General features: G+C 70.3%; 15 protein-coding genes and 1 pseudogene. 8 read left to right on the top strand and 8 right to left on the bottom strand.

What is annotated here, in order from left to right; translation table 11 throughout:
* A pseudogene (locus D7X96_RS10965) lies at nucleotides 1-256 on the top strand (GspE/PulE/PilB domain-containing protein); the annotation flags it as partial.
* 15 nt (nucleotides 257-271) lie between these two features.
* Here D7X96_RS10965 and serB read toward each other — a convergent pair.
* From serB to D7X96_RS10950, 3 genes are all read right to left on the bottom strand, one after another.
* Entirely contained in the window at nucleotides 272-1,462 is a 1,191-nt protein-coding gene (gene serB, locus D7X96_RS10960; RefSeq protein ID WP_121769665.1) for a phosphoserine phosphatase SerB, read from the bottom strand.
* A 98-nt stretch (nucleotides 1,463-1,560) separates the two neighbouring features.
* Nucleotides 1,561-3,213: a serine/threonine-protein kinase gene (locus D7X96_RS10955; protein ID WP_120550727.1), complete on the bottom strand. Its 1,653-nt coding sequence runs from the start codon at nucleotides 3,211-3,213 to the stop codon at nucleotides 1,561-1,563.
* 53 nt (nucleotides 3,214-3,266) lie between these two features.
* Nucleotides 3,267-4,019 carry a TIGR02266 family protein gene (locus tag D7X96_RS10950; RefSeq protein ID WP_120550728.1) on the bottom strand — a complete coding sequence of 251 codons (753 nt, stop codon included), beginning with the start codon at nucleotides 4,017-4,019 and terminating at the stop codon, nucleotides 3,267-3,269.
* A 104-nt stretch (nucleotides 4,020-4,123) separates the two neighbouring features.
* On the opposite strand from D7X96_RS10950, the gene D7X96_RS10945 reads away from it, so the two are divergent.
* Genes D7X96_RS10945 through D7X96_RS10915 form a run of 7 tightly spaced genes read left to right on the top strand, consistent with a single transcriptional unit; the run spans nucleotide 4,124 to nucleotide 12,345 of the window.
* Nucleotides 4,124-4,612 carry an NADH-quinone oxidoreductase subunit NuoE family protein gene (locus tag D7X96_RS10945; protein ID WP_120550729.1) on the top strand — a complete coding sequence of 163 codons (489 nt, stop codon included), beginning with the start codon at nucleotides 4,124-4,126 and terminating at the stop codon, nucleotides 4,610-4,612.
* Nucleotides 4,613-4,652: 40 nt separating this feature from the next.
* Complete coding sequence (gene nuoF / locus D7X96_RS10940; RefSeq protein ID WP_120550730.1) at nucleotides 4,653-5,996, top strand: NADH-quinone oxidoreductase subunit NuoF; 1,344 nt, start codon at nucleotides 4,653-4,655, stop codon at nucleotides 5,994-5,996.
* Nucleotides 5,993-6,499, top strand: coding sequence for an NADH-quinone oxidoreductase subunit J family protein (locus tag D7X96_RS10935; protein WP_120550731.1), 507 nt, complete (start codon nucleotides 5,993-5,995; stop codon nucleotides 6,497-6,499). Before nuoF ends, D7X96_RS10935 begins: the two co-directional genes overlap by 4 nt.
* A 26-nt stretch (nucleotides 6,500-6,525) precedes the next feature.
* Nucleotides 6,526-6,828: an NADH-quinone oxidoreductase subunit NuoK gene (nuoK, locus tag D7X96_RS10930; protein ID WP_120527355.1), complete on the top strand. Its 303-nt coding sequence runs from the start codon at nucleotides 6,526-6,528 to the stop codon at nucleotides 6,826-6,828.
* 25 nt (nucleotides 6,829-6,853) lie between these two features.
* Nucleotides 6,854-9,082, top strand: coding sequence for an NADH-quinone oxidoreductase subunit L (nuoL, locus tag D7X96_RS10925; protein ID WP_121723490.1), 2,229 nt, complete (start codon nucleotides 6,854-6,856; stop codon nucleotides 9,080-9,082).
* On the top strand, nucleotides 9,079-10,770 hold the full coding sequence (locus D7X96_RS10920) for a complex I subunit 4 family protein (RefSeq protein WP_120550733.1): 1,692 nt from the start codon (nucleotides 9,079-9,081) through the stop codon (nucleotides 10,768-10,770). The genes nuoL and D7X96_RS10920 overlap by 4 nt, the downstream gene beginning before the upstream one ends.
* 15 nt (nucleotides 10,771-10,785) lie before the next feature.
* A complete protein-coding gene (locus D7X96_RS10915; RefSeq protein WP_120550734.1) occupies nucleotides 10,786-12,345 on the top strand; it encodes an NADH-quinone oxidoreductase subunit N in 1,560 nt (519 codons plus the stop codon).
* Between the two features lie 549 nt (nucleotides 12,346-12,894).
* Here the strand turns inward: D7X96_RS10915 and D7X96_RS10910 are convergent.
* The 5 genes from D7X96_RS10910 to D7X96_RS10890 all read right to left on the bottom strand — a co-directional run bounded on the left by D7X96_RS10910 (nucleotide 12,895) and on the right by D7X96_RS10890 (nucleotide 20,549).
* Nucleotides 12,895-14,352, bottom strand: coding sequence for a sigma-54-dependent transcriptional regulator (locus D7X96_RS10910; protein WP_120550735.1), 1,458 nt, complete (start codon nucleotides 14,350-14,352; stop codon nucleotides 12,895-12,897).
* Nucleotides 14,349-16,853, bottom strand: a complete 2,505-nt coding sequence (locus D7X96_RS10905; protein ID WP_121769664.1) for an ATP-binding protein — start codon at nucleotides 16,851-16,853, stop codon at nucleotides 14,349-14,351. The genes D7X96_RS10910 and D7X96_RS10905 overlap by 4 nt, the downstream gene beginning before the upstream one ends.
* On the bottom strand, nucleotides 16,850-18,778 hold the full coding sequence (gene selB, locus D7X96_RS10900; RefSeq protein ID WP_121769663.1) for a selenocysteine-specific translation elongation factor: 1,929 nt from the start codon (nucleotides 18,776-18,778) through the stop codon (nucleotides 16,850-16,852). The genes D7X96_RS10905 and selB overlap by 4 nt, the downstream gene beginning before the upstream one ends.
* 28 nt (nucleotides 18,779-18,806) lie before the next feature.
* Complete coding sequence (locus D7X96_RS10895; protein WP_120550738.1) at nucleotides 18,807-19,502, bottom strand: phosphoribosyltransferase; 696 nt, start codon at nucleotides 19,500-19,502, stop codon at nucleotides 18,807-18,809.
* A 153-nt stretch (nucleotides 19,503-19,655) separates the two neighbouring features.
* A complete protein-coding gene (locus D7X96_RS10890) occupies nucleotides 19,656-20,549 on the bottom strand; it encodes an Hsp33 family molecular chaperone HslO (RefSeq protein WP_120550739.1) in 894 nt (297 codons plus the stop codon).
* Nucleotides 20,550-20,621: the final 72 nt, after the last annotated feature.

Here is a 20,621-nt window from a genome sequence, read left to right as displayed (position 1 = left end):
CGCCGCTCCGGCCCCCGCCGCGCGCGCGGCCCCTGCCCCCTCCGCGAACGCGGGCTCCAGCGCCTCGGACATCCTGGATGAAATCCTCGCGGGCGGCACGCCCACCAACGAGTGGACGGAGGAGGACCTGGTCCGCCTGCAGACGGTGCAGCAGAACCAGGAGAAGAGCTCCAAGATTCTGCGCGCCCTGCTGGAGCTCGTCTTCGAGAAGGGCACCGTGCAGCAGCGCGAGCTGGCCGCGCGCATGCGCGTCTGACTTTGGAGTTTGTCTTCAGCCCACCTCGCGCAGCTCGCGCGCGGTGAGCCCCAGCAGCGTGAGGATGGTGTCCAGCCCGCCGGCGGAGATGGACGTGTCGGCGGCCTCACGCAGCTTCGGCTTGGCGCGGAAGGCGATGCCCAGGCCCGCCTTCTCCAGCATCAGCAAGTCGTTGGCCCCGTCGCCCACGGCGATGACCTGCTCCAGCAGGATGCCCTCCTGCTTCGCCAGCGTCTCCAGCAGCTCCGCCTTGCGGCGCGCGTTGACGATGGTGCCCACGGTGCGGCCGGTGAGCTTGCCGTCCTGGACCTCCAGCGCGTTGGAGTACGCGAAGTCGATGCCCAGCCGCTTCTGGAGCGCCTCCGCCGCCACGGAGAAGCCGCCGCTGATGACCGCGGTGCGGTAGCCCAGGCGCCGGAGCACGCGCATCAGCGTCTCCGCGCCCTCCGTGAGCGGCAGGTTCGCGGCCAGCTCGTGCAGCACGCGCGCGTCCAGCCCCGCGAGCAGCGCCACGCGCTGGCGCAGGGACTCGTCGTAGTCCATCTCCCCGTGCATCGCGCGCTCGGTGATGGCGGCCACCTTCGCGTGGACGCCGTACGCGCGCGCCAGCTCGTCGATGACCTCGATGCGGATGAGCGTGGAGTCCATGTCCATCACCACCATCCGCTTGCCGCGCCGGTAGAGGCTCTCGCGCTGGAGCGCCACGTCGAAGGTGGGGCTCGCCATGGACAGCGCCAGGAGCGCGCGCTTGAGCGCCGTGGCATCCGCGTCCGGCGGCAGCGTGACGTGCAGCTCCACCGCCGCGAGCGGCGTCTCGCTCAGCCGGGTGATGCGCTCCACGCGCGCGTGGCCCGCCACCAGCTCCCGCGTCAGCGCGTGCACGTCGCGCACGCCCAGCGCCTTGCCCACCGCGGTGACGACGTAGCGCAAGGGCTCCGGGCCCACGGGCTCGGCGGACGGAGGCACCGCGCGCACGTCCACCGTGACGCCCAACTCCCGGGCCAGCTCGGGGAGCCCCTGAAGGGCCTCCCCTCCGGGCAGGCGCACCCAGAGGGCCAGGGTGAGCAGGCCCTGCACCACGACCTGCTCCACGTCGAGCAGCTCCGCGCCCGCCTGCGCGAGCAGGCCGGTCAAACGAGCGGTGGTATCGGGGCCGTCCCTGCCGGTGACGGTGAGGAGGACGCTGTCGGAGGAGCGCGTGGACATGGGCGCCGGCACTCTGACAGGTCTCCGCGGGGACGGGCGAGCCCGTCCATCCAGGGACGGGCGGGCCTCACGAAGAGGCCCGCCTGCCCTGCCAACGACTACTCCTGCGGATCCGAAGACAGGATGAGCGAGCCGCGCTCCAGGAACTCGCGCTCCGGGAAGGCCTTGTAGAAGTCCGCCAGCATCGCGTCCACGTCGGGGTAGCGCTGCTCGCGGCGGTCCTGCGTGGCCTTGTCGAAGAGCTGATCCAGCCCGCTGGGCGCCTCCGGGTTCACCTCCGAGGGCAGCGGCGAGCGGCGGCCCGGAATCTGACCGGTGAACATCTCGTAGAGCAGGATGCCCAGCGCGTACACGTCCGCGGACGGGCCCGCCTCCTGGACGCCCTTGTTCATCAGCTCCGGCGCCATGTAGACCATGCCGCCCGTGCCCACGAACACCTGGGGCATGCCCTTCGTCGCGTCCACCTCCACCACGCGGCTCATGCCGAAGTCGGCGAGCTTCGCGTTGCCGTACGCGTCGAAGAGGACGTTCTCCGGCTTGATGTTGTGGTGCGTGAGCCCCGCCGCGTGCGCGGCCTTCAGGCCGTACGCCAGCTGCAGGAAGGTGCGCAGCGCGTGCTGCACGTCAATGCCCTTGCCGCCGGCCGCCTCCAGCCGCTCCTTCAGGCTGCCGCGCATCAGCTCCACCACGAAGTAGGGCCGCGCCGAGTCCACGTTCTGGTCGAGGATCTGCACCACGCCCGGGTGGCGCACCTGCGCCTGCGCGCACAGCTCCTTCTTCAGGCGCTTGAGGACCTCACCGCGCTGCAGGAAGGAGAAGTAGCCGAAGATGTCCTTCAGCTCCTTGATGCAGATGTCCAGGCCCAGGGCGTTGTAGCGGCCCTTGAAGACCGTCCCCAGCGGCCCCGTGCCGATGGGGTCGAACTTCTGGTAGCGCAGGTCCAGGTCGCTGGAGCCCTTCGCGGCGGCAGCGGCGGCGGGAACCGGGGCCGCGGGAGCGGGAGTCGTGGCGGAAGGGGGCATTGGAGCGGGCGCGGCGGAGAGCGGAGGGGTGATGATGAGCGGCTGGGACGCGCTGGGAGCCGGCGCGGTCACCACGATGGGCTGGGACGCCGGAGCCGGCGGCAGCCCGATGAAGGTCTCCCGGCGTCCTTCCGCCGAACCTTCCGGACGCGCCGGCTGGGAGGGCGGCGGCGCGATGGGCGACGGCTGGGCGGCGGGCTGCATCTGCGTCGCGGCCTGCCCCAGGTCCAGCGCCGGCATCGCCACGCGCTGCGTGCGCGACGGCGGCATGGGCGGAGGGGACACCGGGACCGGCGTCGCGGCCGAGGCCAGGGAGGACGGATCCACCTCCGTCTCGTCCAGCAGCAGCTCCGGCGGCGGCGGCGGGACGCTCATCGGTTCGTCCTCGTCCAGCGGGCGGCCGATGTGCGTGGCGTCCTCCGCCGGGAGGAGCTGATCCGCGAAGAAGTCGTCGACCTCCGACGCGAACCGGTCCTGCAGGTCGCCCTCCACCACCCGCTCACCCGTTTCGGTGAGCTTCAGCTGGGCCTCGCGGTCCATGGCGATGTAGTGGAACTTGCGCAGGAAGAAGAAGTAGCTGTCGAACTCCAGCGAGACGGACGGCTCGAGGGCGGCCTTGACGTCAGCCAGCTTGTTCGAGCGTCCCAGGCGGCCGTTCTCCCGCAGATTCTGCAGGATGAGCAGCGCCTCGCCACTGACGGTGTCACGATGGATGGCGGGCTTCGTCATGGGTGCGCGGACTCTACGCGGCACCCGCCCGGCGCATCAACAACGCCCGGCTCCTATCGGATGCGCAGGAGCTGCTTCACCGTCTCCAGCACCTCCACGAACCGCACGGGCTTGCGCAGGTAGATGTCCACCCCCAGCTGCATCGCCCGCTCCTGGGCCTCCTTGCCGCCCGCGGAGATCGCGATGACCGGGATGCCCTTGAGCTCCTCTTCCTCGCGGATGCGCTCCACCAGGGCGAAGCCGTCCATCACCGGCATGTAGAGGTCCAGCATCACCAGGCTGAAGCGGTCCTCGCGCAGCCGCAGGAGGGCGTGGTGGCCGTCCGGGGCGAAATGGACCTCCAGCGGGACCTTGCCGTGCAGATCGTTGCTCGCGAGCTTCTTGAGCACGTAGCTGTACATCTCGATGATGTGCGGGTTGTCCTCGACGATGAGCACACGGTACCCGTCCTGCTCCTGAGGGGTCGCCGCGCTGTCGTTGGGTCCTGCCGCACTCAAGATGTCACCCAGTCGCCGCCGGTCCTGCTCGCTCTCCACACGGATGCCCACGCCGCCCGGCTGATCGGGCGCGGCGATGCGCACCCACGCCACCGTCCCGGCGACTTCTACCGGATCCAGCAGTCCCGGGAAAGAAAGTGCAAGCCGCAGCTCGTCCCCCACCGCGAACAGCTGCTCGGTCTGGACGAAGAACCCTCCGGCCGACAGGTTTTCCGTCACGTCCCGCAGCGGCCGGCCATGGGTGTAGTCCACCCGGAGGATGGTGGGGATACGAGGGTGCTGCCGCTGGTCCGCAGGGTCCAGGCTCATAACAAGGGGTTGAAATCGCTCGGTAATTTGCTGAGGGCGGTCCAGTCTACCGCCGAGGGTTTATGTTGACAACGAAGCCATTGCGGCAATACGTACGGCCCGCCATGGCGGAGCCCCTGTTCACTCCTGAAGAGCAGAAGAAGTTCGACGCGGGGATCGCGGAAATCCTCTCGCACTACCCCTCTGATCGCAAAAGCGCCGGCATGCTTCCCGCGCTGCGCCTGCTGCAGGACCTCAAGGGGTGGTTGCCTCCTGACGGTCTGCGGCTGGTGGCGAAGAATCTGGAAGTCACGCCGGAGCGCGCCTACGAGGTCGCCAGCTTCTACGTGATGTACCACCTCAAGAAGCCGGGCAAGTACGTCATCGACGTCTGCACGAACCTGTCCTGCTCGCTCTGGGGCGCGGAGAAGATGCTCGCGTACCTGGAGCAGAAGCTGGGCCTGTCCGCCGGGGAGACGAACGACAAGTTCACCCTGCGCGAGACGGAGTGCCTGGCGTCCTGCGGGACGGCGCCCTGCCTGCAGATCAACGAGGATCACCACGAGCGGCTGACCCAGGCGAAGCTGGACGCGATCCTGGCCAAGCTGTCGTGAGCCGCTCCTCCTCCCCCTTGCTTTCCTAGGACGTTCATCCATGGCCTCTACGGCAAAGGCGGTCGAACCCGTCATCTCGGCGGCCTGGGGCAAGCCCCAGTCCTGGACCCTGGACAGCTACCGCTCGCGCGGCGGCTACGACGGGCTCAAGCGCGCGCTCTCCATGGAGCCCGCCGCCATCATCGACGAGGTGAAGAAGTCCAACCTCCGCGGCCGCGGCGGCGCGGGCTTCCCCACGGGCATGAAGTGGAGCTTCGTCCCCAAGGACAGCCCCAAGCCCAAGTACCTGGCCGTCAACGGCGACGAGTCCGAGCCGGGCACCTTCAAGGACCGCTACATCCTGGAGAACGACCCGCACATGATGCTGGAGGGCATCGCCATCGCGTCGTACGCGCTGGGCGTGCACACCTGCTACGTGTACCTGCGCGGCGAGTTCAAGTTCCAGGCGGAGCGCACCCAGGCGGCCATTGATGAAGCCTACAAGGCCGGCATCTTCGGCAAGTCGCTGATGGGCAAGGAGGGCTTCGCGCTCGACTGCTACGTCGTCCGCGGCGCCGGCGCGTACATCTGCGGCGAGGAGACGGCGCTCCTGGAGTCCCTGGAGGGCAAGAAGGGCTGGCCCCGCCTGAAGCCCCCGTTCCCCGCGGTGGTGGGCCTGTTCGGCAGCCCCACGGTGGTGAACAACGTGGAGACGCTCGCCAGCGTGCCGTCCATCCTCGCCAAGGGCGCGGAGTGGTACGCGAAGCTGGGCACGGACAAGTCCGGCGGCACGCACCTGGTCTGCCTGTCCGGCTCCGTGAACCGCCCCGGCGTCTACGAGGTGGGGATGCACACCACCATCCTGGAGCTGATCCACGACGACAAGTACGGCCAGGGCATGCCCAAGGGCCGCAAGGTCAAGGCGGTCATCCCGGGTGGCTCCTCGGCGCCGGTGCTGGGCGCGGACGAGCTGGACGTGGCGCTGGAGTTCGAGGCGCTGAAGATGAAGCAGACGATGGCCGGCTCCGGCGGCGTCATCGTGATGGACGACGCCACCTGCATGGTGCGCAGCCTCTGGCGCGTGGCCCGCTTCTACGCGGAAGAGTCCTGCGGCCAGTGCACCCCGTGCCGCGAGGGCACGCCCTGGCAGACGCGCCTGCTGCGCAAGATCGAGGAAGGCCGCGCGGAGATGAGCGACATCGACATGCTGTCGAACGTCGCCTCCTCCATCGCGCCCTACCCGCCCATTGGCCTGGGCAACACCATCTGCGCGCTGGGTGACGCGGCGGCGCTGCCCACGCACTCCTTCCTCATGCGGTTCCGGGACGAGTTCGAGGCTCACGTTCGGGAGCACCGCTGCCCGTACGGTGACCACCCCTGGGGTTCCTTCGGAGACTGGTCTTGAACATCGAATTGGTTCTCTTCGGCGTCTTCGCCGTCATGACGCTGCTGTCGGCGGGGATGGTCATCACCGCGCGGAGCCCCATCAACTCCGCCATGGCCCTGGTGTCGACGTTCTTCTTCCTGGCCGGCATCTACGTGCTGCTCTGGGCGCACACGGTGGCCGCGATCCAGGTGCTCGTCTACGCGGGCGCCATCATGGTGCTCTTCCTCTTCGTCATCATGCTGCTCAACCTGGGTGACGCCCCCCACCGCGGCAAGCCGTCCGCGACGCGGCTGCTGGGCGGCGCGTCCGCGCTGGGCCTCCTGGCCGTGCTGGCCGTGACGCTGGGCCGGATGAACGCGCAGCCCGCGCAGCTGGACGCGAAGGGCCAGGCGGCGTTCGGCACCCTGGCGTCCATCGGCGAGACCATCTACACCACCTGGCTCTTGCCGTTCGAAGCGGTCAGCCTGCTCCTGCTGGTGGCCATGGTGGGCGCGGTGGTGGTGGCCAAGTCCCGCATCTGATCCCCCGCGACCTTCCGGACAACCCAATGGTCCCCATCACCTACTACCTCCTGCTGGCCGCGGCCCTCTTCTGCATGGGCATGTTCGGCGTGCTGGTGCGCACGAACGCGCTGGTCGTCTTCATGTGCGTGGAGCTGATGCTCAACGCGGTCAACCTCACGTTCCTGGCCTTCGCGCGCATGCACGGCGAAGGGACCGGGCACGTGTCCGCCTTCTTCGTCATCGCCGTGGCGGCCGCGGAAGCGGCCATCGGTCTGGCCATCGTCATCGCGGTCTTCCGCAGTCGCGGCTCCGTGAACGTCGACGACATCCGGACGATGAAGCACTAACGCCCCGTCACCCCTGAGCACACCCATGGACGGATCCCTCGTCGAGTTCTTCAGAACCGCACCCATCCCCCCAGATGTGTTCAGCCCCTCGCTGGGGTTGATCATCCTGCTGCCGCTCCTGGGCGCGTTCGTGTGCGGCGTGTTCGGCAAGTGGCTGGGCCGCGCCAACGTGCACCTGGTGGCGTGCTCCGCCATCGCCGGCGCCTTCGTGCTGAGCGTGCTGGCCTTCTGGGCCACCAGCGACGCGGCCGGCGGGCGCGTGGTGAGCATGGCCAACCCGTTCGGCATCGAGCGGGACACCATCCGCTACGCCATCGCGCACGACTACGGCACGTGGTTCGCCGCCGGTGACTTCCGGGTGAACTTCGGCCTGCTGGTGGACCACCTGTCGGGCATCCTGCTGCTCATCATCACGGGCGTCGGCTTCCTCATCCACCTGTACTCCACCAGCTACATGGAGCACGACGATGGGTACTGGCGCTTCTTCGCGTACCTGAACCTCTTCGTCGCCGCGATGCTCACGCTGGTGATGGCCGACAACCTGGTCCTGCTCTTCGTGGGCTGGGAGGGCGTCGGCATGGCCAGCTACCTGCTCATCGGCTTCTGGTACACGGACAGCGCGAAGGCGTGGGCGGGCCGCAAGGCGTTCGTCACCAACCGCATCGGTGACTTCGCGTTCCTCATCGCCACGTTCCTGCTCATCCTCACGGTGAGCGCCTTCAACCGCCAGGCGGACCCCCGGGACTACAACGCGGCGTCCACGTCGCGCGCCCGCTACGAGCAGGGCATCGCCCAGAAGGGCCCCGTCACCTTCAAGGGCCTGGAGAAGCTGGCCCTGGCCCTGCCGGAAGGCACGGGCGGCGCGGTGTCCCTGGCCACGCCCATCGAGTCCGGGCCGCTGTCCGGCTACACCTTCGGCGGCGTGATGACGTCCATCATGCTGCTCTTCCTCCTGGGCGCCGCGGGCAAGAGCGCGCAGCTGCCGCTGTACGTCTGGCTGCCGGACGCGATGGCCGGCCCGACGCCGGTCTCCGCGCTCATCCACGCCGCCACGATGGTGACCGCGGGCGTGTACCTGTTCTGCCGCATGAGCGCGCTGCTCGTGCTGTCCCCCACCGCCATGGCGACCATCGCCATCGTGGGTGCGCTCACGTCGCTCTTGGCGGCGCTCATCGCGTTCGCCCAGGACGACATCAAGAAGGTGCTCGCCTACTCCACGGTGTCCCAGCTGGGCATCATGTTCATGGGCGTGGGCATGGGCGTCTTCTGGGCCGCCGCGATGCACCTGATGACGCACGCGTTCTTCAAGGCCTGCCTCTTCCTGGGCGCCGGCAGCGTGATGCACGGCAACGGGGACGAGACGGACATCAAGAAGCTGGGCGGCCTGTGGAAGGAGATGAAGTGGACGCACGCCACGTTCCTCATCTCCACGCTGGCCATCACGGGCATCTTCCCCATCATGTCCGGCTTCTTCTCCAAGGACGCCATCTTCCACGGCGTGCACCACAACCACCTGCACGGCCTGGAGTGGGTGTCCGGCTTCGTCTACGTGCTGGGCCTGCTCATCACCGCCTCCACGGCGTTCTACATGTCGCGCGTCTACCTGCTCACCTTCACGGGCAAGCGGTCCCCGGAGGCGAAGCTGGCGCACGCCCATGAGAGCGCGTGGCACATGACGCTGCCGCTGGTCATCCTGGCGTTCCTCGCCTTCATCACCTTCGTGTACGCCCTGCCCCTGATGCCCCGCACGGGCGGCGGGACGCAGCCGGTGTTCGAGAACTTCCTGTCTCCCGTGCTGCGCCCGGCGGAGACGGTGGCCCGCGTGGCCCAGACGGTGAAGCTGGACACCAGCGTGCCTGGCGTCGGCGACTACGCGTTCGCGTGGATGTGGGCGCTCCTGGGCGGCGGCGCGGCCGCGTTCGCCTACCTGAAGTTCTTCCCCTCGCGGGTGGGCCAGCCGGTGCCGGCGTTCGCGCGCGCGGTGCGCCGCACGGCGCTCAACAAGTTCTACGTGGATGAGCTCTACGAGTTCATCCTCATCCGGCCGGTGAAGTTCGTGGCCTTCATCCTCTTCCGCGTGGTGGACGCGCTCGTCATCGACACGGTGCTGGTGCGAGGCACCGCGTACGTCACGGAGAAGGTGGGCCTCGGGCTGCGCCGGCTCCAGACGGGTGACGCGCAGGCCTACGCCGCCATCATGGCGCTCGCCATCCTGGGCGGCGCGGTCTACGCCCTCGTGCAGGTGCTTTCATGAGCTTCTTCGACACCCACCTGTTGAACGTCGTCATCTACCTGCCGCTCGTGTTCGCGGCGCTGGTGCTCGCGCTGCCCGCGTCTGAACACGGGCAGGTCCGCACCATCACCTTCGTGGGCATGCTGCTGGACCTGGTGTTCGGCGTCTGGGCGTACTTCCGCTTCGAGCCGTCCGGGGCGGAGTTCCAGATGGAGTACCGCGTCCCGTGGTTCCAGCAGTTCGGGATGAGCTACCACCTGGGCGTGGATGGCCTGGCGGTGAGCCTGCTGCTCCTGACGGTGTTCCTGGGCCCGCTGGTGGTGCTCGCCTCCACCACGTACATCCAGCACCGCATCAAGGAGTTCCACCTGGCGCTGCTGGTGCTCCAGACGACGATGCTGGGCGCGCTGGCGTCCATGGACGTCCTGCTCTTCTACATCTTCTTCGAGGCCATGCTCATCCCCATGTACCTGATGGTGGGTGTGTGGGGCGCCGAGGACCGCCGCATGGCGGCGGTGAAGTTCTTCCTCTACACGCTGGTCGGCTCGCTGCTGATGCTGGTGGCCATCGTGGCCGTGTACTTCATCAGCGGTGGCCCGGGCGTGCGCTCGTTCGACTACGGCACGCTCTACAACAACCTGCTGGCCGCCAATCAGCAGCTGGCCGCGTGCACCAACGGGGTGGAGGGCAACTGCGACTCCCTGACGGGGCTGGCCGCCACGCTGCACACCTACGGCCCGTGGATGTTCGCCGCGTTCGCGCTGGCGTTCGCCATCAAGGTCCCCATGTGGCCGGTGCACACCTGGTTGCCGGACGCGCACGTCCAGGCGCCGGTGGCGGGCTCCATGATTCTTGCCGGCGTGATGCTGAAGATGGGCACCTACGGCTTCTGGCGCTTCGCGATTCCGCTCTTCCCGGTGGCGGCGCACCAGGCCCGTCCGTTCCTCGCGGTGCTGGCGGTGATTGGCATCGTGTACGGCGCGCTGATGTGCCTGGCGCAGCGGGACATCAAGAAGCTCATCGCGTACTCGTCCGTCAGCCACCTGGGCTACTGCATGCTGGGCCTGCTCGCCGTCACCAGTGAGGGCGCCACGGGCAGCGCGTACCAGATGCTCAACCACGGCGTGTCCACGGGCGCGCTGTTCCTCCTGTTCGGCTTCCTCTACGAGCGCCGCCACACGCGCCTGATGTCGGACTACGGCGGCATCGCCAAGGTGATGCCGGTGTTCACCGCGGCGTTCGTCATCATCACCTTCTCGTCGGTGGCGGTGCCGGGCACCAACGGCTTCATCGGCGAGTTCCTGGTGCTGATGGGCACGTTCAAGAGCAGCCTGCCCCTGGGCTTTGGCGCGTTCGCCACGCTGGGCGTCATCCTGGGCGCGGCGTACATGCTGTGGATGGTGCAGAAGGTGTTCTTCGGCAGCATCACGCACCGGGAGAACCAGCACCTGCGCGACATGAACGTGCGCGAGATGCTCACCACGGCCCCCTTCATCGTGCTGGTGGCGGTGATGGGCCTGATGCCGCAGCCCTTCCTGGACCGCATTGCTCCGTCCACGGACCGCTACGTGGCGCGCGCCAGCGTGGGCGCTCCGGGCGCCACCCAGGCGCAGGACGGACAACTGCGCGTGGAGGTGATGTCGCTGCCCTCCACCGCCGCCGCGGCCCGCCCCTCCGTTCCCGCCGCGCCGCTCGCCGTCCGCGAGTAGGCCCCGAAAGACTCCATGAACCTGCCAAATCTCACCCTGGCGGATTTCCTCCCCATGCTGCCCGCCATCATCATGGTGGTGGCGGCCTGCGTCCTGCTGTTGTCGGAGGTGTTCCTCTCCGCGACGGCGTCCCGTGGCTACCAGGCGGTGCTCACCGTCGTGGCGGCGGTGGCCAGCGGCGCCGTGGCCGTGGGCCTGATGTTCGAACCGCCGCAGGAGGTGTTCCTCGGCTTCGGCGTGCTGGACCCCTTCTCCAGCTTCCTCACCCTGGTGGTGAGCGTGGGCCTGGGCCTGGCGGCGCTGAGCGCGGTGGGCTTCCTGCGCAAGCGTGGCGCGGAGCGCGGTGAGTTCTACGCGCTGATGCTCTTCGCCTCCGCGGGCATGAGCCTGCTGGCGATGTCGTCGGAGTTCATCACCATCTTCGTCAACATCGAGGTGCTCTCCATCGCGACGTACGCGCTGACGGCGTACCTGCGCCGCGGCACGCGCCCCAGCGAGGCGGGCTTCAAGTACTTCATCCTGGGCGCCTTCTCCTCGGCCGTCCTGCTGTACGGCACGGCGCTGCTCTACGGCGCCACCGGCACCACGAAGCTCAACGACATGGCGGGGCCGCTGCAGCAGGCGCTGTCCACGACGCCGGCGCTCGTCTACGTGGGCGCGGTGCTCATCGCCGCGGGCTTCGCGTTCAAGGTGGCGGCGGTGCCGTTCCACATGTGGACGCCGGACGTGTACGAGGGCGCCCCCACCCCGGTGACGGCCCTCATGAGCGCGGGCGTGAAGGCGGCGGCGTTCGCGTCGCTGGTGCGCGTGTTCGTCACGGTGGGCAAGGGCATGGACCCCAAGCTGCCGCTGATGCTCTTCGCCACGCTGGCGCTGCTCACGATGATCGCCGGCAACCTGATGGCGATTCCGCAGCGCAACGTGAAGCGCATGCTGGCGTACTCCTCCATCGCGCACGCGGGCTACCTGCTGCTGGGCGTGGCGGCGCTGTTCGTCGCGGCCCCGGGCGAGAGCTTCCGCCTGCTGTCCGCGTCGTCGCTGTCCGGTGGCACGCCGCTGGACGTGGCGCGCTCGGACGCGCTGCGCGGCATCCTCTACTACCTGCTGGCGTACACCTTCAGCGCGACGGGCGCCTTCGCCATGGTCTCCGCGCTGGAGCGCCGTGAGGACGAGGAGAAGGGAACCGCCTGGGACCTGGAGCGCTTCGCGGGCCTCGCGCAGCGCCGCCCGGGTTGGGCGTTCGCCATGGCGGCCTTCATGCTGTCGCTGGGCGGCATCCCCCCCACCGTGGGCTTCATGAGCAAGCTGCTCATCTTCCAGGCCGCCATCGACGTGGGCCTCGTGGGCCTCACCGTGGTGGCGGTGCTCAGCAGCGCGGCGGGCGCGTATTACTACCTGCGCGTCGTCGTCTACATGTTCATGCACCCCATCCCCGAGGGCGCCCAGCCGCTGGAGCGCAACTGGGGCACCGAGGCCGCGCTCGTCATCGCCACCGTCGCCGTGGTGCTGCTGGGCATCCTCCCGGGCCACGTCACCGACTGGCTGGCCCAGGCCGGCACGCTGTTCGGCCAGTAGTCACCCAGCACCTGGGGCCGGCAGCTCGCTGCCGCCCGACGCCCGCCTCGGCCCCTGGCCCTGGCGGGCGTTGTCGTTGCGGGGCATGGCTCACGGCGTCATGGCCGCGGCTCCAGGCTGCATTGCAGAAGTGAAATGGATCCGCGCCGCGTCATGCGGGCGTGGGCGACGGGGCGGACGATGCGGGAGCGCAAAAAGAAGGCGGCCCGGCACCCGTGAGGGTGTCGGGCCGCGGGTCTTCTCAAGGTAACGCACCGGAAGTGCTGAAAGGGTGGGGGGGAACCACTTTCAGCCTCGCTTCGATGCGTCCCGGGCTAACCTTTAGCAGGTGCCATGCCAGCGCTCGCGAGAGACCGAAATCGAGAGTTCTCAAGGGTTTAGACGGCCGGACGACACTCCCACCCCCGCCCTTCCGCATTGCAGCCCTGAAATCGCGTTTCAGGGATGAAAACACCCAACGAATTCAGGAGGTTGGTTTTTTCATCCCTGAACGGGGGTGATTGCGGATCTGAACTCGCACCGGGAGGCGGGTGCGAGTTCGCTGAGAGGCTATTCGCGGGCGCCCGTGGGAGGCCGGAGGTTGAGGCGCTTCATCTTCCGCCACAGCGTGGTGGAGGAGACGCCCAGCTCGTCCGCCACGCGGGCCAGGTCCACGCCGTGGCGCTCCAGGGCCTGGACGATGGCCCGGCGCTCCGCGTCCTCCACCACGTCCGCCAGCGTGGGCCCGGTGGTCTCCGCGCTGGCGGGGCGCGCGACGTCGGTGGGGGGCAGGCCCGCGGTGGTGGCTTCGGCCGGAGCGGCGCCAGGCAGCACGCGGTTCTGGGGGCGCAGCGGGAAGTCCTCGGCGAGCAGCTCGTCGCCTTCCGCGAGCGCGGCGGCCTGCTCCACCAGGTTCTCCAGCTCACGCACGTTGCCGGGGAAGTCGTACGTCATCAGGTGCTCCACGGCGGCGGCGGACAGGCGCCGGGGCCGGGGGCTGCGGGCGTTGGCGCGCGCCAGGAAGTGCTCCGCCAGCGCGGGCACGTCCTCCATGCGCTCGCGCAGCGGGGGCACGCGCAGGAGCACCACGTTGAGGCGGTAGTAGAGGTCCTGGCGGAAGCGCTTCTCCTTCACCTCCAGCTCGATGTCGCGGTTGGTGGCCGCGGCGATGCGCACGTCCACGCGCAGCGCGGTGGACTCGCCCACGCGGCGCACCTCGCCGTCCTGGAGCGTGCGCAGGAGCTTGGACTGGAAGGTGGGGCTCGTCTCCGTCACCTCGTCGATGAAGAGCGTGCCGTTGTCCGCCTCCTCGAAGAGGCCGCGGCGCGCCTTCACCGCGCCGGTGAAGGCGCCCTTGGCGTGGCCGAAGAGCTCGCTCTCCAGCAGCGACTCGCTGATGGCCGCGCAGTTGACGGGCACGAAGGCCTGCTTGCTGCGGCGGCTGTGCGCGTGGAGGGCGCGGGCCACCAGCTCCTTGCCCGTGCCGCTCTCGCCCTGGATGAGGACGGTGGCGTCGCTCTGGGCCACGCGCAGCAGGCGCGTGGTGAGCTCGCGCATGGCCTGGCTGCGGCCCACGAGCGCGGACAGGCCGTGGCGCTCGTTGAACTCCGAGGTGAGGTTGTCCACCGCCGCCTGGAGCCGGGCGCGCTCCAGGGCGCGCTCCACGCGGTAGCGCAGCTCCCCGTCCTTGAAGGGCTTGGTGACGTAGTCGTAGGCCCCCAGGCGCATGGCCTCCACCGCGCTGTCGATGGAGCCGAAGGCCGTCATCATGATGACCTGGAGGCGCGGGGCCACCTCCAGCGCGCGCTTGAGCAGCGTGAGCCCGTCCATGGGCTCCATCTTCAGGTCCGTGAGGAGCAGGTCCACGCGCTCCTGGGAGAGCACGCCCAGGGCCTCCTCGCCGGTGGCGGCCTCGGAGACGGTGTAGCCAAACGAGTGCAGGAGCAGCGCGGTGGTGGCGCGCATGTTGCGCTGGTCGTCCACCACGAGGATGCGTCCTCGGGGAACCGGAGTGGTCGCGTCGGTCATGAGAGGGACTGGGGCTGCGTGAGCGGCAGCCAGAAGGTGAAGGTGGTTCCGCGTCCGGGGGCGCTCTCCACGGCGATTTCGCCGCGGTGCTCCTCCAGGATGCGCTTCACCACCGCCAGCCCCAGGCCGGTGCCCTGGGCCTTGGTGGTGAAGAAGGGTTCGAAGACGCGGTGGAGCAGCTCCGCCGGGATGCCCGGCCCGCCGTCCACCACGTCGATTCTCAGCTGCTCGCGGCCGCCGTGAGTGTCCCGGCGCGCGCGCACCCGGACCTCGCCCCCCTGGGGCATGGCCTGGATGGCGTTGACGGCCACGTTGAAGAGGGCCTGGCGGATCTGCCGCCGGTCCATGGGCACCGCGGTGAGGCCGGGCTCCACCTCCACGGAGACGTGCACCGGGCGCTCCGTGGCGGCCTGCGCCCGCGCGGCGTCGAAGGCGTCCTGGAGCACGCGCAAGAGGTCCTCCGGCTGGAGCACCGGGTTGCGCGGGCGGGTGAAGTCCAGGAGGTCCGACACCATGCGGTTGAGGCGGTCACTCTCCTCCGCGACGATGTCCAGCAGCATGGCCGTGTCGCCGCCGGGCTTCATGATGCGCCGGAGCGTGGCCACCGCGTTGAAGATGACGCCCAGGGGGTTGCGCACCTCGTGGGCGACGATGGCGGAAAGCTCACCCAGCGCGGCGAAGCGCTCGCGCTTCACCATCTCCGCGCGGGTCGCGGCCAGCTCCGCGTAGCTGGCCCACAGGGATTCGTAGAGGCGCGCGTTGGCGATGGACAGCGCCAGCTGGCCGCACGTCGCCTCCGCCAGGTCAATCAGCTCCGGGCCGAAGGGGCGCGGGCCGCGCACGTCGTCCACCAGCACCACACCGATGAGCTCCTCGCGCGACGTGAGCGGCAGGCCCAGCAGGGCCTTCTCCCCCAGCCGGTCGATGAGCACCGCGCTGACGGACGTGCTCGCGGACGTCAGGTCCTCCACGGCGATGGGCTTGCGCTCCAGGGCCACGCGCGCGGCCAGGTCGTCGCTGTCCAGCGGCACCACCACCGTGCGGAACAGGTCGCGGTGGGCCGCGGACGCCGCCGCGCCCCGCAGCACCTTGGCCTGTTCGTCGTAGAGGAGGATGAAGCAGTTGGACACGTCCAGCAGGTGCACCAGGAAGTCGGACGCGACGTCCAGGATGCTGGCCGTCTCCAGCACGCCGGACGTGGTGCGCGCCAGGTCCAGAAGCAGGCGCGTCTCCGTGAGCTGGCGGGCGGACTCCGCGCGCAGGCGGCGCTGCTCCAACAGCGTCACCAGGAGCTCCGCGAGCGTGGCCAGGAGCCGCGCGTCGCGTTCATCGAAAGGCCGCTCCTTCGCGCGCAGCGCCTGCACCACGCCCACGCACTCCCCGCCCCGGGTGAGCCGCGCCGCCGTCCCGCTGCCGAAGCGGCCCTGGGACAGCGCCTCCAGCGCGCGCCCCTGCGACTCCGACGACAGCACGCCCCCGTCCTCCCGCAGGGACGCGGCCAGCAGCACGCCGGTGGCCCGGTCACTCCCCTCCTCCAGCCCCACGTGGGCGGCGAGCCGGGGGGCCTCGCCCTGCCCCTGCCCGGAGGTGACGTGCAGCGCCACCGCGCGGGCCTGGAGCAGCTCCGCCACGCGCGCGAGGAACGTCTCCGGCGGCGGGGGCACGGGCTGCGCCACGAAGCGCGCCATCTCCGCCACGGCCTCCACCTCCCAGCGGCTGCGCGCGCCGTCCGCCTGGAGGTGCGCGTCCGCGAGCGCCGCGCCCACCACCTTCGCGAACAGCGTCAGCACCGAGCCGTGCCGGGGCGCCACCCACGGACCCGCGACCCAGAGCACCTCCGACTGGGGCCCGCCCACCGGCAGGTACGCGTGCGTGGGCTGCGCCTGGTCCGCGCCGCCGAAGACAGGCCGCCCGTCCGACAGCGCCTCCAGCGCCAGGTGCGTGTCCGCCGGCAGGGACACGCCGTCGCGCGCCAGCCACCGCGTGCCCTCCCAGCGCAAGAGCCGCGCCCGGAAGCCCGCGTCCTCCAGGCCGGCCAGGGCCACGCGCCGCACGCCCTCCTCCGAGCGCGCGGACACCAGCCCCGCGGACGTGTCCACCAGCCGCTCCGCCACCACGAGCTCCCGGGGGCGCTCCGCCCTCACCATGCAGCTGAGCAGGAGCGCGAAGCGCCCGCCCTCCAGCCGCAGGGGGTTGGCCTGGACGTACAGCTCGCCCGTGGCGCCCTGGACGCTGAAGATTTTGTAGAGCTGGGGACGCCCGTCCAGCGGCGCGCCGGTGGCCACCCGCTGGAAGCGGTCCGCCATCCGGCTGCGGTCCTCCGGCTGGACGAAGTCCAGGAAGGAGCGGCCCTCCACCTGCTCCACGGGCAGGCCCAACAGCCGCGCGTACCCGGCATTGGCCACGGAGACGATCCCACCGCCATCCACCACCAGCACGGGCTGGGTGAAGGCATCCACCAGGGTACGCAGTTCCTGTTCGCTGTAGGCCTTGGCACTCATCCGCGACGCAACACCCGTTTGTCCCCCACCCGCAGCGTCACCTTCTCCCGGTCGAAGTACTCCGACAGGGGGATGGTGAACTTGCGGCTCTGGCCCACCAGTTCCTTGAAGCCCTGCGTGGAAATCTCCCGGTGCTCCTTCAGGTACGCCACCAGCCGTCCCCGCAGCTCCTCCAGCGCGCGCGCGTCGAAACACAGCTCCTCGCTCACCCGCACGCCCGTGCCCGCCGACACCAGCACCTTCAGCAGCTCCTGGAGCTTCGCGGGAACCAGCCCCAGCTTCTGCGACAGCTCCGTGACGGTGGGCGGCGCGAGCCCCGCCGCGGACAGCTCCGCGGCCAGACGCGTGCGCGCGGCCTCGTCGCCCAGCGTCAGCGTACGGCCCCGGCCCTGCAGGCGCACCAGGTCCTTCTCCGCCTCCACATGGCCTGAGTCCACCAGCGCCTGCACCACGCGCTGGAACAGGCGCCCGTCCAGCTGGGCGGAGAGCCGCTGACGGAGCTCCTCCCGGGACAGGCCCTCGCGCATGGGCTCACGCTCGTGGAACGCGGCGAGCAGCGCGAGCGAGCGCTGACGCAGGCCCTCGAACACGTCCTGCGCCACGTAGAGCCGCCGGTCGCGGTCCACCAGCAGCACCTGCCCCTTCGCGCCCGAAAGCTCCAGCGTGCGCGCGAGCACCTTGGGAGAGAGCCCCGAGCGGCCGAACAGCTCCGTCTGCGTGAGCCCCGCGTAGCCCGCCTGCTTGAGGAGCCACGCCACCTGCCCGGCCGCGTCCGCCTCCAACAGCGGCCGCACCACCGTGGACGCGCCCCGGCGCCGGCGCGGCGGCGTGATGGAGAGCACGCGCCCTCCGGCCACCGTGGCGCCCCGCCCCGGCAGCGCGCGCGAGCCGCGCAGGATGAAGCGCTGGCCCACGAGCGCGCCCACCGGCGACTCCAGCCGCAGCTGCGCGAGCCCCGTCTCCCCCGGAGGAAGCGAGTCCAAATCCAGCAGCGCCACCGTGGCCTCCACCTGCGCGGTGCCCAGGTGCAACAGCAGCTTGCGGCGCTTGGGCAGCGGCGCCTCCGCGGCGGGCAGCAGCGTCAGCTCCACGTCCAGCATGGACGTCTCCGGCAGCTCGCCCGAGCGCGTGAGCACCATGCCCCGGTGCACGTCCTCCGTCTGCACGTCCGCCACGTTCACCGCCGCGCGCTGTCCCGCCTCCACGCGCGTCACCGGCTGGCCATGCACCTGCACGCCCCGGACGCGAAAGGGGCCCGGACGCGCGCCGGCCACGGCAGGAAGCAGCGCCACCGCGTCGTCCACCGCCAGCGCGCCGGACAACAGCGTGCCCGTCACCACCGTGCCGAAGCCCTTGATGGTGAAGGCCCGGTCCACGGGCAGGAACGCGGGCCCCTCCGCGGGGCGCCTGGGCAGCGTGGCCGCCGCGCGGGCGAGCGCCGCCTTCAGCTCGGGCAGTCCCGCGCCCGTGCGCGAGGACACCGGCACCACGGGCGCGCCCTCCAGGAAGGTGCCGGTGGTGAGCGCGACCAGGTCCGCCTCCACCAGCGCGCGCCAGTCCTCGCCCAGGCCCTCCAGCAGGTCCGCCTTGGTGAGCGCGACGACGCCCGCCTTCACGCCCAGCAGGCGGCAGATGTCCAGGTGCTCGCGCGTCTGGGGCATGACGCCTTCGTCCGCCGCCACCACCAGCACGGCCAGGTCCACGCCGCCCGCGCCCGCGGCCATGGCCTTCACGAAGCGCTCATGGCCGGGCACGTCCACCACGCCCGCCACCTGTCCGCCGGGGAGCGGCAGGTGGGCGAAGCCCAGCTCCAGGGTGATGCCCCGCCGCTTCTCCTCCGGGAGCCGGTCGGTGTCGGTGCCCGTCAGCGCCTTCACGAGGGACGTCTTGCCGTGGTCGATGTGCCCCGCCGTCCCGATGATCATCGCCGCGTCAGCGCCCTTCGCGCGGGCCTCAGGCTCCAGCCTTGTCCGGGTCGTCGTCGAGGTGCGCGTCGCCCATCACCGGCTGGTAGTCCCACGGGAAGACGAAGAGCGAGTCCGTGGACAGCCCCACGTGGTCCGGCGTGAAGCCCTCCGGCCGCGCGATGAGGCACGCGGTGCGGATCTCCTTCGCGCCCACCTTCTTCGCGAGCGTGGTGGCCAGCTCCAGCGTGTCGCCGCTGGACGCGATGTCATCCACGATGAGCACGCGGCGGCCCTTGAGCTCCGTGGGCATCTCCCCGCTCACCTGCGGCTGGCCGCGCTCCTGGGTGCGCTCGGCCTTGTCGCGGCTGCGGCGGCTGATGCGCACGGGGAAGAACTCGCAGCCGAGCGCGCCCGCGAGCGCCCCGCCCACGAACACGCCGCCGTGGGCCACGCCCACCACCGCCTGTGGCTCCCAGGCCTGACGGATGGTGCGCGCCAGCTGCTGCACCTTCCGGTCGAACTCCGCCCACGACAGCTCCACCACGCCCGTGGACTTGTGCCGGGACTGGTCGCGGCCGGTGGGTTGGCGCGGGGCCTCCACCTGGGGCGCCAGCACCATGTCATTGGGAATGGAGACGAGCTTCTCCGCCCCATCCTTCTGGGTGGCGGAGGGCACGGAGGACTTCGGGGAAGGGTTGCGCTGGTCCTGGGACTTCGGCGGCGCTGCCCGCTTGATGGCCACGGCGAAAGCTCCGGGTGAGGTGCGGCCCTGTCATATCCCGAGCACCGCGACCCCGCCACAACCGCCGTGCCCGCTCCCCTGAGGATGTGCAGCGCTGAATCATCGCGCCGCCCAGGCCGGGGAACCGGGATGTCTGTCTTCAGCGCGGCGGACTCAGGCCGTGCCCTCCGTGAGCATCTGCTGGATCTCCGCGCCGGGGATGACATAGCGCGTCGTGCAGAACTGGCAGGTGGCCTCCGCCTGGCCTTCCTTCTCCAGCAGGTCCTTCAGCTCCTCGCGGCCCATGGCCAGGAGCGCGAGCTTCACGCGGTCTCGGCTGCAGGAGCAGGTGAAGCGCAGCGGATAGCGGGACATGATCTCCAGGTCCGCCTCCGGCACCAGCGAGCGCAGCAGCGTCGCCGCCCCGTCCTGCGCGTGCGCCTGCACGGCCGCCTGGAACTGCGCCTTGAGCCGGGTGCCCAGCGCCTTGAAGGCCTCCCGGTCCCCGTCTGGCAGGGGCTGCACCAGGAGGCCCACCACGGTGCCGAGCGGATCCTCCTGGCCGTCCACCAGCGAGGGCAGCTGCGCCATGAGCAGGTGCGAGGGCACCTGATCCGACTGGTGGAAGTAGCGCTCCAGGTCCGCCACCAGGTCGAAGTGCTCCAGCTCCACGGACGAGCGGTAGTACTCCCCGCCGCCCTGGTCGCGCAGCACGGACAGGAAGCCCTGGTTCCCCAGCACCGGGCGCCAGTGATAGCGCCCCTCCGAACCGGTGTACTCCACCAGCGTGTTCTTCACGTAGCCGCGCACGACACCGTTGGCGTCGCCGTCCACGAAGAGGCCGCGCAGGGGGCCGTCGCACTCCAGTTGCAGGTTGATCCGGGAGTCCGTGCCCTTCCGGAGCGAGCCCATGAGGGCGGCGGCGGTGAGGCCCTGGGACAGGAGCGCGGCGGAGGCCGGCATGCTCTGGTGGGTGGCGCGGGCCTGGCGGGACAGGTCCCCGGTGGTGGCCAGCACCAGGCGCAGGTCCGACGCCTTCAACAATCCACTGACAAGCTCATCAGGCATAGGGCTGGTTAGCGTGCCCCACCCGCTCGCGCCCGCCAACGGAAGAGGGACGGGGCGGGGGCGCCTGCCTGG

The organism is Corallococcus interemptor (assembly GCF_003668875.1).
GTDB classification, from domain to species: Bacteria; Myxococcota; Myxococcia; order Myxococcales; family Myxococcaceae; genus Corallococcus; species Corallococcus interemptor.
This window is presented reverse-complemented; position numbering and strand designations above follow the sequence as displayed.